The sequence below is a fragment of the Nocardia inohanensis NBRC 100128 genome (assembly GCF_001612945.1).
Classification (GTDB): Bacteria; Actinomycetota; Actinomycetes; order Mycobacteriales; family Mycobacteriaceae; genus Nocardia; species Nocardia inohanensis.
In genome coordinates this window covers 45527-61746 of record NZ_BDBK01000023.1, presented here as the reverse complement: position 1 = coordinate 61746, position 16220 = coordinate 45527, and the positions used below count along the sequence as shown (strand labels likewise).

General features: G+C 69.7%; 10 protein-coding genes. 3 read left to right on the top strand and 7 right to left on the bottom strand.

The window, feature by feature from the left end; all coding sequences use genetic code 11:
- A partial coding sequence (locus NI1_RS36810; RefSeq protein ID WP_157535543.1) for a 4Fe-4S dicluster domain-containing protein occupies positions 1-1316 on the bottom strand: 1316 nt, incomplete at its 3' end.
- A 441-nt stretch (positions 1317-1757) separates the two neighbouring features.
- Between NI1_RS36810 and NI1_RS36805 the strand changes: the two genes are divergently transcribed.
- A complete protein-coding gene (locus NI1_RS36805; protein WP_245663593.1) occupies positions 1758-2390 on the top strand; it encodes a DUF8020 domain-containing protein in 633 nt (210 codons plus the stop codon).
- 413 nt (positions 2391-2803) lie between these two features.
- Here NI1_RS36805 and NI1_RS36800 read toward each other — a convergent pair whose 3' ends face one another.
- The 6 genes from NI1_RS36800 to NI1_RS36775 form a co-directional block, all read right to left on the bottom strand.
- Positions 2804-3640, bottom strand: coding sequence for an NRDE family protein (locus tag NI1_RS36800; RefSeq protein ID WP_067831064.1), 837 nt, complete (start codon positions 3638-3640; stop codon positions 2804-2806).
- Between the two features lie 201 nt (positions 3641-3841).
- Positions 3842-5164 (bottom strand): S1 family peptidase, encoded by a 1323-nt coding sequence (locus tag NI1_RS36795; protein WP_245663592.1) that lies wholly within the window; start codon positions 5162-5164, stop codon positions 3842-3844.
- Between the two features lie 101 nt (positions 5165-5265).
- Positions 5266-6621, bottom strand: coding sequence for a S1 family peptidase (locus tag NI1_RS36790; RefSeq protein WP_067831059.1), 1356 nt, complete (start codon positions 6619-6621; stop codon positions 5266-5268).
- Between the two features lie 104 nt (positions 6622-6725).
- Complete coding sequence (locus NI1_RS36785) at positions 6726-7853, bottom strand: hypothetical protein (protein ID WP_067831056.1); 1128 nt, start codon at positions 7851-7853, stop codon at positions 6726-6728.
- A gap of 45 nt (positions 7854-7898) precedes the next feature.
- Positions 7899-10595: a LuxR C-terminal-related transcriptional regulator gene (locus NI1_RS36780; protein ID WP_067831054.1), complete on the bottom strand. Its 2697-nt coding sequence runs from the start codon at positions 10593-10595 to the stop codon at positions 7899-7901.
- Between the two features lie 13 nt (positions 10596-10608).
- Positions 10609-12588, bottom strand: a complete 1980-nt coding sequence (locus NI1_RS36775; protein ID WP_067831051.1) for an Hsp70 family protein — start codon at positions 12586-12588, stop codon at positions 10609-10611.
- 317 nt (positions 12589-12905) lie between these two features.
- On the opposite strand from NI1_RS36775, the gene NI1_RS36770 reads away from it, so the two are divergent.
- Complete coding sequence (locus NI1_RS36770; protein ID WP_067831048.1) at positions 12906-14291, top strand: IniB N-terminal domain-containing protein; 1386 nt, start codon at positions 12906-12908, stop codon at positions 14289-14291.
- 67 nt (positions 14292-14358) lie between these two features.
- Positions 14359-16185, top strand: a complete 1827-nt coding sequence (locus NI1_RS36765) for a dynamin family protein (protein ID WP_067831046.1) — start codon at positions 14359-14361, stop codon at positions 16183-16185.
- Positions 16186-16220: the final 35 nt, after the last annotated feature.

Genomic DNA, 16220 nt, shown 5'->3' with positions numbered 1-16220 from the left:
AACAACCCGGCGAGCTCGGACGGGAACTCCGACTCGATCAGCACCTGGTAGCGGCGCATATCGATGATGTGATCGACATGCTCGATATCGACCGGGCACTGTTCCACACACGCACCACAGGTCGTGCACGACCACAACACCTCGGGATCGATGATGCCGTTGACATCCTCGGGCCCGACCAGCGGACGCTCGGCCTCGGCGCGCGCCTCGGCCGAAATCTTCGCCAGCGCAGCCTCGTTCGGCTTGCCCTCGGTATCGACCAGACCGATCTCGTCGCCGCCCATGTCCTTCCGGCCACCGGCCAGCAGGTACGGCGCCTTGGCGTAACCGTGGTCGCGCAGCGACATGATCAGCAGCTTCGGCGACAGCGGCTTACCGGTATTCCAAGCGGGGCACTGGGATTGGCAGCGGCCGCATTCGGTACAGGTGGTGACGTCGAGGATGTCCTTCCAGGAGAAGTCCTCGAACTTGCCCACACCGAAGGTGTCGTTGTCGGGATCCGCGGTCTCCATGTCGATCGGCTTGCCGCCGGACATCATCGGCTTCAGCGCGCCCAGTGCGACGTCGCCGTCGTCTTCACGCTTGAAGTAGATGTTCGGGAACGCGGCGAACCGGTGCCACGCCACACCCCAGGTGGTGTTGCGGCCGACCAGCAGCAGGAACAGCGCACCGGAGCAGAGCTTCACGAAGGCGAAGATGGAGACCAGGGTCGGGCTGGCGGGCAGCAGCTTGGCGACCTGCTCGGTGAAAAAGTCACTCCAGGTGTGGGATTCGCCATACGCGGCGATCTTCCCGGCCTTCACCAGCACCATGCCGAGGCCCTCGACGAGCACGATGCCCTCGATGACGTACGCGGGGGCGAACTTCGAGCCGCTGAAGCGCGACAGGCGTTCGGGGACCCGCGGGTGGTTCAGCTGCCGGATGATGATCAGCGCGACGATGCCGACCACCGTTCCGATGCCGAGGATTTCGTCCATCAGGTGGTAGATGCCCCAGGAACCGATGATCGGCCAATGGAATTCGCCGTCGAAGGTCTGCCCGTAGGCCTCGAACCAGAGGATGAAGCCGGCCAGGAAGCCGATCATGACCAGCCAGTGCGCCCAGCCCACGGTGCGGAATTTGTTCATCCGCGTATGGGCCAGGAACTCGATCATCATCTGCTTGAAGCGCGGGAGGAAGGGCCGCCAGCGATCGGGTGCGGACTGGCCGACCATGATGGTGCGGGCGATACCGCGTACGCCGCCGAAGAACGACGCCCACGCGATTAACGTGAACGCCGCTCCAATCGTGCCCAGCGTCACTGTCAGGGCATTCATGTCCGCGACCTTTCTCGGAGTGTCAACGTGCTTGCCGAGCGGCGTCTACCGCCCGGGGTTGCTCGTATCCTAACGGACGGTAAGTTACCCGTCGGTAACTTAGCTGTACAGGGTTTCTCACACCGTAAATCCCGGCAATTCGCCTCACCAACCAAGGTCAGGCTTACTTCGAAACCCGTTGTGCTTCCTCATGAAAGCAATGTCGCATCTGTACGGTTGATCGACTAGGCTCACGCTGTCCGACAGCTGTGCGCATCTTCACATGCTCGGGGAAGGTTCGCCGTTTGGCGCGTGGCAGGGCCCGGAGGGAAGCTCGGGCCTCGCGTGGTGACAGATGTGGCGCAGTTGCTGTACCTGATGACGGATTGGAAAAAACCGAAAATGAAGCTTCGCAGCACCACTGCGGCGGCTGCCCTGGTCATTGGCGCTATGACCATTGGGATGTCTACTGCCCACGCCGATACCGCCCCTGCCACCGAGGGCAACATCCAGTACTCCACCAAAATGGAGGAGAAGGACGGCGCCAAGGTCGTCGTCTCCAAGCTCAAGAACGGCACGTTCGAGCTGGCCGAGGTCGAGGGCGCGACGCCCGAAGACAAGAAGCAGACCGTGGTGAACGTCAAGGACATCTCCGGCGCCACCACCATCTCCTTCCCCCTCGCCTTCTCGGTCGGCGGTACTCCCGTCGAGGTGAAGTCCGAGCTCAAGGAGAACGGCACCGTGCTCCAGGTGACCCCGGAGAAGCCGGAAGGCTTCCAGCCGGGCACCCAGCCGGTGGTGGCGCAGGCCCAGCCGATCGCCTCGGCCACCGAGAACCAGAAGGCGATGTCGAACTTCTCGACCCAGTTCGCCCTGGCCACCGGTATCGGCACCTTCGTCGGCACCGCGCTCGGCGCGGTCATCGGCTGCGTCGTGACCATCCCGGCCGGTTGCATCCCGGGTCTGGTGCTGGGCGCCGGCGTCGGCGGCATCATCGGCACCATCGTCGCGGGCGGTCCGACCCTGGTCGCGGCCGGCCTGGAACTGATCCAGGTGCTCCAGGCCGCGGACGGCACCACCAAGTGGGCCAACTGATCTAGAACGCGCGCAACGGCCCGTCTCCCTCGCCGAGACGGGCCGTTGTCGTATCCATGGCGGCTATCGGAATACTCGTCCTATTAATCGGGATAGTCCGAATGGTCTCGCGGAAAAGCGCTGGAAAAGCGAATCCCCCCACATCCATTGGGATGTGAGGGGAACTCCCCGAATGCGAGGCTGCGGCTCAGGCGCCCCAGTTGGCGCAGGCAGCGCCGCCGGACGAAATGGTGCACATGGTCTTGAGGAGGGCCAAGAGCGCGCCAGTGATACCGGTGTCAGCGATGAAGAGCATGTAGTCAACCTCGAAAGATAGAGTGGGCCAGAGTGACTGGGTTGCAACCAGTTCGCCGATACCTTACCGAGATTCGCGGTTTTCTCCTAGTCCCCATTTCGGGGGTGTTTCCGATATCTCAGGGCAATTCGAGAGTGCCGGTCTGCGACACCGTTCCCTTACGACGGCCGAATCTCGCGAATGTGCGTTCCGTCATTTCGAAGTGCCCGTCTTCGCGGACGAGTAGCACGGTGCTGCATCGGGTTCCGTGCAATGGATGGGTGACGAAGCGGGACGAGGTGGCGCGCTCGCCGTATCGGCTGAGACCGGTTTGCGGGAGTTCATTGCTGTCAGCGCGGGTGCGGTCGGCCAATACGGCCAGATAGCCCGCGGTATCGGCCGGGTCGGTGGCGATCACCCGCGCCAGGCCGTGGACGCCGCCGCGAACCTTCGGCCAGGCGGGTGTGGTGGTGCCGGTGCGGATCTCACGACCGTCGGGCTCCAGCGAGCCGACCAGGGCCCCGTTCGAGATGCCGTGGCAGCCGGGCGCGAGTTCCCGCGGGGCCTGTGCGCTGCGATTGCTGTGCCACCACAGCGTTTCCAGATCCGAGACGACGATATTGAATCCGTTGTAATCGTCGGGCGCGGCGGCCACCCCGCGCACGAACTTCTCCGGGCCGGCGTCACCGCGCAGGAAGTCCAGCAGCAGTGCGCCACGCGAACGGGCGTCCGGGCGCGCCTCGCTCGGGCCGCGCACATTGGTCACCGTCGCGAAGCGATGCGCGGGCTCGGCCACCCCGAGCCAGGTACCGGGTACCTCGCCCGCCGCGCCCAGATCCCGCCCGGCCAGCAGTCCCGGGACCTCGTCCCAGCGCCGTAGCGATTCCGTTGGGCGGGTGTAGAACTCGTCCCGATTGGCGGCGACGATCAACCGGTAATCCGGATGCGCCTTCCAGCCGAGCAACACCAAACACATGGAACCAGGATGCCTGAGCCGTCCGCGCGCCGTCTCCTGTCCGAGGACTGCCCCGCCACCGCCCGAACACTGCCCGGCCGGCGGGCACCCCTGCCCGGACAGCGAAAAGCCCGACGCTCCTTGCCAACTCGGGGTTTCAGGGGGGAACCCCTGAGAGTTACGAGAGTTGGTTCGGCCGCCGGGCTTCTCGGCTGAAAGCGACTAGTTGGTCAGCACCCGCAGACCCGGGTTGTCGGAGAGCACCGTGGTCAGCGGCTGCGCGAACAGCTGCGGGGTGTCACCGGTGAGCAGCCCGATCAGGTTCGGGATCTCGCAGATCGGGTAGTCGGCGACCGAGGAGGCGCTGGAGATGCCCAGCGCCTGGGTGCCGGTGATGATCGGGCCACCCGAATCACCGGGCAGGGCGCAGATATTCGCGGAGAACGACTGGGTCAGCAGCCGGTCGCCGACCTGCACGGTCTGGTCGATGGCGTTCACCACGCCGCAGCTGAAGCCGGTGCGCGCGCCCGACTTGCAGACCGGCGCGCCGACGACGGGCACGGCCACGCCGGTCAGGCCGACCGGGGCGGCGTTCGGGACCCGCACCAGGTTGTTGACGAAGCGGTCCTTGTACTCGCCGTTGATGGCGATCAGCGAGTAGTCCTGGTTGCCCAGCACCGACTTGTCGAAGGCGCCCATCTGGTTGCCCATCCGGTCGCCGACCATCTCGTACACGCCGGGCGAGTTGGCGCCGCCGGTGGCCGCGATATTCGGATTGCAGTGTCCGGCGGTGATATTCACCAGGTAGTTGTTGCGGTCGACGCCGTTGAAGCCGAGCGAGCACTTCAGCGACATGCGGCCGGAGACCGAGGCGTACCCGTCACCGGCGGCCAGCGGTCCGCTGCCGGCGCCCGCGATCGCACCGGCCTGCGCGATGTCCTCACCGGCGGTCGGCGGGGCGGCCATCACGATGACGCGGGCCGGGCTCATGAAGCCGGGCAGCGCCAGTCCGGCCTGATCCACGCGCACCGCGAGGGTGTTGTTCATGGTGTCGATGGCCACGCCGCGCACCGACTTCGAGACCGCGGCGGGCTGGCCCTCCAGCCACTTCTGGAAGGCGTTCTTCTCACTGCGCAGGGTGGATTCGCTCTTGGCCACGTCCTTGACGGTGAAGCCGGCGTCCTGCGCGGCCTTGCGCGCGCCGTCCAGGTCCTCGCCCTGGGCCAGCGCGACCACGGCCTTGCCGGCCTCGTCCAGCCAGGAGCCGGCGAAGACGGCGGGGAACTGGCGCTGCGCGGTGGTGGCGAAGGCGGCCAGCTTCTGCGCGGTGTCGGCGCGCGAAAGATAGTCCTGCGGCGAGATCTTGAGATCGCGGGTGATGGCGGCGATCAGCTCGGCGGGCAGCTCCGGCTTCGCGGGTTCCGCGTGCGCGCTGCCTGCCAGCGGACCGGCGACCAACAGCGCGGCGGCGGCGATGGCGGCGGAGCGGACCAGGGCTCGCGGACGGCCCGCGGCAAGCGAATAGCGCATACGTGGCAGGAGCATGAGCCGACTATATGGTGTCGGGACCGTTATGCCTACTTATTGCCGGGTGACGATTGGGTTTTGTCGCGGCAAACAAGGAGGATTGTCCGGTTCATCCGCGGTCACGCACCGGTCTGGGTGCGCACCCGAATGCCGCTGCCGATTCCGCCGCCCGAATTCGCATCGATATCGGCGAGAATGGCGCGCACCGGAATGCCCAGCGTCGCGGTTCCACCGTACTGTGCCAGCGCGCTGTTGGCCTCACTACAGTTCGGCGCGTCGGCCGCATTCGAGCCACTGGTGATGCCGAGGGCGAGGGTGCCGGTCACGATCGCGCCGCCGCTGTCGCCGCCCAGGGTGCAGGCGCTGGAGGCGAAGCCGCGCACCGTCTTGGACTGGCCCTCGGCGGTGTAGAGCTGGGTCTCCACCCGATCGGCCACCACGAAACCGCAAGTGAAGGTGGAGGATTGGCCCGACTTGCAGACCGGCGCGCCGGTGATCGGGTCGGCCACGCCGGTGATGGTGAGCGTGGTGGAGTTGGCGCCGCGCACGTGCGGCTGATCCATCCCGGCCGCCACCGCGGCGTCGTTCAGCTTGATGACCGAGTAGTCGAGGGCCTGGCCGCCGCCCAGCTGCGAGCGCACGAAGGAGCCGACCTGCGGGCTGGCGGCGATATTGCGCACGTTGGGCAGGTAGACATCGGCGCGGTCGTTGCTCTTGCCGATATTCGGATTGCAGTGCCCGGCACTGATATTGAGGGCATTGCCCGCGGCGTCCACGCTGTTGAAGCCGAAGGAGCAGACGTCAACGGTCTGCAACGCGGAGTCGCTGATGGCGGTGGGCGCGGTGATGTAGGTGTCGCCGCCCATTGGCCGCCGGTCCACCGGGCCGCCGCTGTCCGGCGACAGGATGACCTTGATATTGGCGATCAGCGTGGGCAGGTTCAGCAGGTGCCCGGCCGGGGTGTTGGCCACGCTCAGTACCAGCTGCGAGTTCAGGAAGTCGATGGCGACCGAGTTGATCGCGCCGGAGATCTCGCGCGGCAGGCTGGTGATCCAGCTGTTCAGCTGGTCCAGCGAGGATTCCATGCCGTCGGCATTGATCGGGGCCAGCCGGGTCTGATAGCCGTCCTCGGCGGCGATGCGCGCGGCGTCGAGGGAGGTGACGGCCAGGACCGGCTTGCCGTCGGTGCCGATCCAGGCGCCGGCGAATTCGTCCGGGCGCTCGGAGCGGAATTCCTTTGCGTAGTCCCGCAATTGCTGGGCCTTCGCCGAACGCTCCAGGTATTCGGCCGGGGACATCTTCAGATCGCGCTGGATGGCGGTCACCAGCTCGGCCGGAAGTTTGTCAGCGGCAAGCTGATTCGGCGAGACCGGTTCCGCGGTGGCGGTGACCAGTAGGGGACCTGCGAGAACGGTCGAAGCGAAAGCAACGGTGGCAGCTCGGACCGCGGCGCGGCGCGCCAAGAACTTGCGCATGGAGTCCCTTCGTAGTGCACCAGCAGACCGGCACTCCGGTTACTTTGCGGAACATCGGTCAGCGCACCACTTTAGGGCACAAAGCAGAGTTGAGCGCTACGAAATCATTGCGGAATGAACTCCCACGGATTCTGCGGCACCTGTGGCGAGGGCAACATCCAGCTGGGCACCGGGTATTGGTAGGGATACGTCGGTGTCGCGCGGGTGGTGGTGGGCGCGGTGGTGCGCGGTGCTTCCGTGGTGGTCGGGGGTGGTGTGGTGGTCGGGGGTGGCGGTGTCGTGGTGGGCGGATCCGCCGGTTCGGCGATCGGCGGCGCGCTGGGGGTGATCGCCTCGGAGCTGGCCGGGGGCAGCAGCGGGGGCGCGGCGCCGGCGGTGCCGGAGGGTTCCGAGCGGACCTCGCCGCGCGGCGGGCCGGGTGGCGAGTCGTCGGGGCGCAACACCGTCGCCACTCCCAGGGCACCGAGCAGCAAACCGATGGCGGCGGCCGCGGCGGCGATGAAGTAGGGGCCGCGGTTGGCGCGCGGCTGTGCCGTAGTACGGACCGGTCGGTCCTCGTCGCTGCCGGAGACCGCGGGCTCGGCCGTGGTCGGCGTGGTGGCGACCGGGACCGCGGCCGAGTACGCCTGGGCCAGGGTGGCGTTCTTCAGGGCGGGCAGCACATCGGTGACATCGGCGGCGTTCACCGTGGCCTCCGACGGATCCGGCGGGGTCAGGCCGGCCGGGGTGGAGAGCACCGCCGCCAGCGCCGCCCGGGCCGCGTTGTAGGCGAACGACTTCCCGGTATCGGCATCCGGCTGCGGCAGATCGCGCTCGCTGACCAGCACCACCGATTTCAGGCCCAGATAATCGAGGGCCTCGCGCAGCGCCCGGACATTCGCCTCCGGCCAGGTCGGCGGATGCGTGGCATAGAACTCGGCGGGGCCGTTCAGATGGTCGGTGGCCAGATCGATCAGGCAGAAGGCGGCGGTGGCCAGCAGGTCCTCGGCGCGGTACGCCTCACCGTCGTCCACCGCGATACCCGCCGGGTCGCCGACCGCGGACACGAACCCGGTGATCGAATGCGAATGCCCGGCCGGCTGCTCGCCACCCAGCACCGCATCCCCGTCGTCGGACATGTGCAGCACCGACTCGCGCACGATGTAGTGCACCGGGAGTGTGGCGTCGTCGCCCGTCACGACGGCCACGACGCATTCGTCGTCGGCCATCCGCAGGCCCACCCCAGTGGCCATCCTCGTTACCTCGCTAGATGCGTCCGGGCTCGCTCCGCACCCAGGTCATACGAGGAGTGAACCGTGACCCATGGCGCGGAGCATTGACAATAACTCCGAACGCGAGCCCGCACCGATCCGACGCCTGATCCGCGCCACGTGATGCTCCACCGTCTTCGCCGAGATGTAGAGGCGGGCGCCGATCTCGCGATAGGTCAAGCCCAGGAGTACCAGCTCCGCGACCTCCCGCTCGCGCTCACTGAGAACGGTATCGGACATCGGTTCCGGGCGTGTCACGGGTGCCGCCGGGGCCGGCGGGCGGACCGCGATCGGCTGCGAGGGATGTGCCTGGGCGCGCACCGTGCGGGCCAGTTTCAGCAGCGCGGTGGCGGCCACGGGGTGCTGGGCGGCGAGCGCGGCCTCGCTGGCCAGCCGGGCGGCATCCCAGCTGAGGCCGAGAGCCGCCAGCCTTTCGACGGCGGCCTCCACCTGCTCGCGATCCACCTGGCCGCGCAGCACCAGCACCCAGGTGCGCCCGGCGTCGGCCAGCGCGGCGGCCTGGGGATCGCCCGCCTGTGCGGCGGCCTTCAGGCTGTGTGCGTGCGGCAGCAGCTCATCGGGGCTCTCGTGTGCGATCGCCGCCTGGATCGCGTACCAGTGGAACGCATTGCTCCAGGCGGGTGGATCACCAAGCCGCCCGAGCAGTTCCGCGGCGGCGTCCACCAGCGCCTTGACCCGGCTCTCGTCCTTCAGCCGGATCGCCGCCAGCCACAGTTCGCCGATCGGCAAGAGCGCCAGCAGATCCGCACCGACCTCGTCGAACAACGGATACGCCGCATGCCAAGCCAGCGCCAGTGCCGGGTGATCCCCACCGCGCCTGGCCAATCCGACCAGCACGCCGTGCGCGAGCAGGCGGTCCCGGGCGTCGAGGGCGTGCACCTGCACCTCGGTCATGATGGCCGCGGCCGACTGCTCGTCGCCGCCCAGCATCGCCACCCACGCCGCCAGTACCCGTTGCTGCGGGTCGGTTCCCGCGCCGCGCAACGCATCCGCGGCCCGGCGCGGCTCACCCATGCTCAAGCACAGCAGCGTCGCGATGGAGACCGCCGAGCACGGCAGGAACCGATCGCCGCCGTTGTCCCCGGGGGCGACCCCCGAGTGTGTGGCGTGAATCAATGCCGACGCGGCCGATACCGCCGCGGTGCGCGCGGCCACCGAGACCGTCTCGGCCGGCTTGCCGGACGGGTCCGAATCGATCCGGCCGGCAGTCGATTCCGCTTGGGCCGGAACCGAATCCGGGGTCTCGACGGCCGGTGGAGCAGAAACCATGGAGTCGCCGAGCGCGGTGGCGATCATGCCCGCGCGGGCGGTGGCCTCGGTCGGGGGCCAGTGGGTGGCCGTGGCGGCGAGGGTGTTCGCGGCGGCCAGGTCGCCGGAGAGGTAGAGGACGGCGGCGGCCACCGCCCAGTCGGGTCCGACACGATGCGGGCCGAGCCAGGTGTAGAGCTGGGCGGCGCGGGTGGTGAGGGCGCGGCGGGTCCAGACTCCGGCGCAGATGCGGACCGCGGCGGCGAGATCTGCCGGGGCGGCGTCGGGGCGGCTCAGGGTGGGTTCGGCCAGGCGGAGGGCGGTATCGCAATCGCCGGTGCGGGCGGCGGCGTCGGCCCAGCGGAGGGCGATGGTGGGGGTGTCGGCGCCGGCCTGCGCGGCGGCGGCGTAGTGACGGACCGCTTCGTCGCCCGCCTTCTCCGCTGTGGTGCAGAGGAATTCGGCGAGGCGAGGGTCGCGGACGCCGGATTCCGCCAGGTGCAGCGCGGTGTGGTCGCGGAGCAGGCCCGCGTCCAGGCGGGCGTGCAGCAGCAGGCGCTGCACGGCCAGATAGCGGCGGTCGCCGACCAGGGTGCGCAAGGGCATGATGGCGGGGTGCAGCAGTAGGTCGGCGTCGGTGACCAGGGCGCTGCCGCGGGCGCGATCGACCAGATCCTGTGCGGCGGCGGGGGTTACGCCCAGCACCTCGGTGAGTTCGCTGGTGTCCAGGCCCGCACCCGCGGCGGCCACCACGAAGGTGTCGAGCAGGTCCGGATCGGCGTCGTCCAGGCGGGCGCGGGCCCAGGCGGAGACGGCGTCGTCGACCGCGCCGATCCCGGCGTCCAGGCGGGCGGCGCAGGCGGCGGTCAGGGCGGCCACCACCCCGCCGTGGATTCCCCCGGTCTCGCGATGGATGTGCAGGGCGAGGGTACGCGGGACCATCATGCCCAATTCGCGTGCGAACGGGGCGATCTCGGCGGTGCCGAGCGCACGCAGATCCACCACGCGGCCGCGGCGCGCCACACTCTCGGAGAGCGCCCGCAGGCGCGGGTCGTGCGGGCGGGGGCGGGTCGCGACGACGATCACCGATCCGGTGGATTCCACCGCATCGCAGAGTGCGTCGAAGGCGGCGGCGGGCAGCGTGTGCGCGTCGTCGACCACGAGCGCGGTGCGGCTCGGCTTGCCGGGACCGCTCCCGGGCCGGCCGCCGTCGGGCGATCCGCTGCCGCGCCCGGAAGCAGCCGCGCGGGCGTCGAGGTCGGCCGGGTTGTCGGTGAGGGTGTAGCCGCGGGCGCGCAGCCGGGTCCGGATGGCGCTGAGCAGCACCGACTTTCCGGTGCCGGAGCGGCCGCGGATCAGGTAGAGCGGGGGAGCCGGATCATCGGAGTCCAGGTCCCGGAATATTTCTCGTGCGCACGGGAGCGAATCGAGTGCGACGGGGGTGTTGCCTGCCACGAAGAACCAACTCTCAGCCGCCGTTGTTGGATCGGTTCTGGCCCGGGACCGAGCCGACCGCATTGCCGAGACCGTCGACGGCGTCGTTCAGGCCGGGTAAGGCCGTGGGGAGCGACGGCGCCACCACCGTGGGCTGATAGGTCGGCGGCTGTACCTGCCCGGGAGCTGCCGGAACCTGTTGCTGGGTGGTGGTATTCGGTTGCGTGCCCGGGGCGGCCGCCTCGGCGGGCTGACCCGGCTGACCGGCGGCCGGTTGCCCGGCCGGCTCGGCGGCGGGTGCGCCCGCGGTGGTGGGCGCGGATCCCGCGTTCGAAACGCCCGGCCGGGCGGGGGCGGCGGCCGCGGGGCGGCCGGCCACGGCCTGACCGGTCGCACCGGACGGCGCGCCCGGGGTGTCCAGGGCGGCGACGGTGGTCGAAGACGGTTGCGGCGCAGCGGTATCGGCGGGGGCGGATTGCACGCCGGTGCCCATGGCCAGGGTGCCGGTGGCGAGCGCCGCGACCGCCACCGCGGCCGCTCCGATGATCGCCACCCGCTTCCAGCGCGCGACACCCGCCGGGCGATCCTCGCCGTCGGGGAGGGCCGGGAGGATGGGAATCCGGCGCGCCTCATCCGCGCGGTCGGTGTCGTCCGCAGTACGCGGAGCGCTTCCGTTGTGGTCGGTGTGGTCACTGCCGCGCCGGCTCGGGTGCGCGGCAGCCTGCGTCGTTGTGGCATTCCGGGAGTCGTTGTACGCCTGGGGCGATCCCGCGCCTTCGAGTCCGGAACCGATTGCGCCGGAGTCGAGTTCCTGGGTTTCGCGGCGCAGGCGGTTCCGGCCCGGGGCGGAATCCCGGTACGAGGTGCTGCCGTCGGTTCCGCCGTAGCGGGCATCCGGTGCGCCCGGATCGGGCTGGGGGCCGGGCGGGTTCGGGTCGCCGGTGGTGGCATCGCGGGCGGTCAGGCCGGGGATGCGGCGGGGGAGGGCGCGGGGCGCGACCGCGAGGGCCGGATGCGGTTCGGTCGCGGTGGTGTCGGCGAGCAGATCGGCGGCGAGCAGGGCCGCGCCGTGCGCGCTCAGGTGCGCGGGGTCGGTGGCCGCGGCGACAGGGACCCCGAACTCGCTGGAGAGCAGTTCGGTGATCAGCGGGATGGCCGCGCCGCCGCCGGTGAGCAGGAACCCGTCCAGTTCGCCAGGGGTTAGCCCCGCGCGGCGGACGGCCTCGTGCACCAGGTCGATCGAGCCGAGCAGGGGACCGCGGAACAGGTCCTCCAGCTCGTCGCGGACCAGACGCACGTCGACCGCGCCGAGAACGGGCAGGCGTACCGGGACGGTGGTCGCCGTGCTTTTCGAAAGTGCTTCCTTGGCAATTTTGCAGCGCACGCGCAGTGCGGCCAATTCCTGTTCCACCATCGGGTCGAAAGGATCGAAATCCTTTTCGCCCACCGCGAATGCGAGAACGTAACGCATGGTGAGCAAATCGAATTCGGCGCCCGCCACGGTAGTGGTACGTACCGGTTCCCCGAGCAAACCGGACATGGCGCCGGTGCGCGCCACCGAAACGGTCAAACCGGTTGCGCCGAGGTCGTATACGACCATCGCCCCATCATGGGTTGATTCGTGTACTTCTTGCAGCCAGCGCATGGCGGCCGCCGGTTCCGGCACCAGGGCGACGCTGTCGAGCCCGGCCGCGGTCAGCGCGGCGCGCTGCACCTCCACCGTGTGCTGGGTCCACCACGCCGGATAGCAGGCCACCGCGGTCGCCGGATGGCCCGCGTCGTCCATGGCGCGCGCGATCGCGGCGACCACCAGATCCGCGGCGCGAACAGCGGTTCCGTCGTGGGTGCGAATGTCCACGGGATCCCCGACCCGGGACAGGAAACTCTCCGGCACCTCCGGTTCGGCGCCCAGTGTGCTGGGCCGTACCGCTAACTTGCGCTGTCCCCCCGAAGCTGTCACGGCGACCGTGTTCGACGACCCGACGGTGATGCCGAGCGCCAGACCCTGACTCATTTTCGAGTTCCCCTGTCGATTCGAAACACGCGGCGAGTGAATCGCGTGCGGCTCGAAAGCTCTTGCGTCCGATTTGCGTGAAAACGTCGTGTGGGCCGGGCGGCCCATGGTTCCTGTCGGTTGCTGAGGGGTCGTCGTTACCAATCTCCCCCCGGGTTCGGGGAAATTCCCCTAATGCCCCGAAACCCCCGTATCGACGCGACACGCGATACGGGGGAGTTCACCCCGTTTCGGCGTAACGGTTCGCCGCCATAACGTGAAAGGCAATTGGAGCAGCGCGGGTCACCGGGGCCCGCCCATATAGGAGACGAGTTGTCATGAGCCCCAACGCAATTCTCGAGTTCATCCTCAACCTGCTGCGGGACCAGGAAGCCGCCGTCAGCTACTGCACCAACCCCGGCCAGGCGCTCACCGACGCCGGCCTGGGCGCGGTGACCCCCGAGGACATCGCCGCCGTAGCCCCCATGGTCGCCGAGTCCGCCCTGGTAGCCGGAGGTTCGCAGCTCTCCGCGATCATCGCCGCCGGCGCGCACGCCGCCACCGGCCTGAACGCCGGCACCGCCCTCAACGGCGCCACCGGTCTGTCCGGTGCCACCGCCGGCACCGTCGGCGCGAGCCTGGGCCTGAACGGTGCCGCCGCCACCGGTGCGGCAGTCGACGCGGGCGCTGTCACGGCAGCGGACCTCGGCCTCGGCACCGGCCTCGACCTCGCCCTCTCCACCGGCATCGGCGCGCTGGCCGGCGCGGCCGCCACCGCCGCCACCGACGTCTCCACGGGCCTTTCCACGGCCATCACCGCCGCCGCCGAGACCGCCACCGACCTTCAGGCCGGCCTCACCGGTGTCCTCGGTACCCAAGCCGCCGCCGACCTCACCGGCGGTCTCAGCACCGGCTTGGATGCCGCCGCGGACCTGAGCGCGGGCTTGAACACCGGCGTGTCCGGCGTTGTCGACGCCGCCGCCGGCCTCGGCGCCGGGTTGAACACCGGGCTGTCCGGAGTAGTCGACGCCGCGGCGAACGCGGGCACGCAGCTGGGTGGCGGCCTGGACGCCGTCATCGGCGCGGGCACCCGGGTCGGGGCCGACCTCGGCACCGATCTCACCGGAAACCTCGGTGCCGCAACGGAGCTCGGCACCAGCCTGGGTACCGATCTGACCGCCGGGCTCTCGACCGGCCTCGATGGTGTGATCGACGCCGGCACGCACACCGCCGCCGGCCTGGAGACCGGTCTGACCGGCGGGGTCGGGGCGCAGCTCGGAAGCGGTTTGGACGCTGGGCTTTCCGGCGCGACGAGTGCCGGTGCCGGCCTCGGCGCGGGGATCGACAGCGGTATCGATGCCGCGACCGGGTTCGGAACGCAGGCCGGGGCCGGGCTCACGGGAGTCGGCAATGCCGTTGCGGGCGTGGGGAACCAGCTCGGGAGCAACCTGGACGCCGGGGCATCCGCCGGTGGCGATGCCGCGGGCGGCTTGCAGATCGGAAATGCGGTGGAGGCCGGTGTGCACGGGGGCGGTGCGGTGGACGCCGGGCTTTCGGGCGCCGCGAATCCTTGGGCTTCGGTGGATGTTTCGCATGCCTTCGGGGCCGGGGTGCAGGGTGGCGGGATGGATTCGGGGCTGTTCGGAGACGGCGGCGTGCATGGCGTGACCGGAGCCGATGCGCACGTGGGTGGCGATATCGTCGGCGACATGCTGCACTCCTGATGGTCATGACGCGCATCCCGGCTTTGCTGCTACCGGATGAGGATTGGGGTGTTCTGCGGTGAGCGGGATGGTGGCGGCGCAGCCGCTGCTGGCGGTGCTGAACGAGACCATGGGGGTGGCTCGGGATGCCGGGCGGGGGGACCTGGTCGAGCGGCTGGAGGTGCTCGCCGGGCGGGTGCGCGATCCGCGCCGGCGGATCGTGGTGGCGGGACTGGGGAATCAAGGCAAGAGCCAGTTCGTGAACGCGCTGCTCAATGCGGATATCTGCGCGGTCGGGGATGACGCCACCACGACCTTGGTGACTCAGTTGTCGTATGCGGCCCAGCAGCGGGCGCAATTGGTGGTGGCCGATCCGGACGGCGGGGAGCCGGCGCGGACACCGGTGCCGTTCGAGGAGATCGGAGCCTTGGGCGGACGCACGCTGCCGGCGCAGGGCCGGCCGGTGTTGCGGCTGGAGGTGGAGACGCCGAATCGCCTGCTGGCGGACGGGATCGTGGTGGTCGATACGCCCGGATGGGGCGCGCACGGCGGTGGCGGGGCGGTGCTCGGGAACGTCCCGGCGGCCGACGCGGTGCTGATGCTCACCGACGCCTCGACCGAATTGACCGCTCCGGAAATGGATTTCCTGCGCCAGGTGCGCGAGCTGTGCCCCGCCGTGGCAGTGGTGCTGACCAAGGTGGACCTGTATCCGCATTGGCGGCAGGTGTTCGAGGCGAATCGAGAGCATCTGCGGCGGGCTGGGATCGAGGCGCCGATGCTGCCGGTGTCGGCTCTGCTGCGCGCGCACGCCATGCGATTACAGGATGAGCAGCTGGGGCGGGAATCGGGATTCGGGCTGGTGTTCGGGTTCCTGCGCGAACAGGTGGTGGCGCGGGATCAGTCGGAGCTGGTGCGCGCGGTGGCGCGGGATATCGGTTCCGCGGCAGAGCATTTGGCGTTGACGCTGGGCAGTGAGCTGGTGGCGTTGCGGGATCCGGAGCGCGGCGCGGCGGCGATCCGGGAGCTGAAGGCCGCCAAGACCGGCGCGGAGCGACTGCATCGGCATACCGCGGCCTGGCAGCAGACGCTGGGCGACGGCGTCACCGACCTGGCCGGGGATGTCGATCACGATCTGCGGAATCGGTTGCGCGATATCGCGAAAGAGGCCGAGGAGTGGATCGAGGCGCACGATCCGGGCCGGCACTGGGACCGCATGGACGAATGGCTGACCGCCGCCGTCGGCACCGCCGTCGGCGACAATCTGCTGTGGACGCGCACCCGGGCGGTGCGGCTGGCCGAACGGGTCGCCGGGCATTTCGACGAGGCCGGCGGACTGGACCTGCCGGATGTGCGCGACCGGCTCGACCCCGGCGCCTCCCGCGCCGGTTCGTGCACCCTGGCCGACCTGGAACCGGATCTCGGTTTCGGGCACAAGGTGCTGGTCGGCGTGCGCGGCTCCTACGGCGGCGTGGTGATGGCCGGCCTGGTCGGCACCATGGCCGGTATGGCCTTGATCAACCCGCTCTCGCTCGGTGCGGGAGTCCTGCTGGGCGGCAAGGCTTTCCGTGACGACAAGCAGGCCCGGCTGGCCAAACGCCGGGTCGACGCCAAGACCGCGGTCCGCCGCTACCTCGACGATGTCGCCTTCCACACCGGCAAGGAGACCAAGGACCGCCTGCACCGCATCCACCGCCTGCTGCGCGACCATTTCACCGCCGTCGCCGACCGCACTCTGCGCTCCATCGACGATTCGCTGCGCGCCGCCCAGGAGGCCGCCAATCTCGAAGCGGCCCGCCGCGCCGAACGCTGCGCCGAACTGGAACGCCGCCTGCGCCTGGTCGCCGAACTCCGCCGCCACGCCGACGCCCTCCTCCCACCCACCGCCCCGCCCGCCCTCCCGCCGGCCACGCCCTGACGGCAGCCGTGTGATGCGCTGCGGGTTTCGCTAAC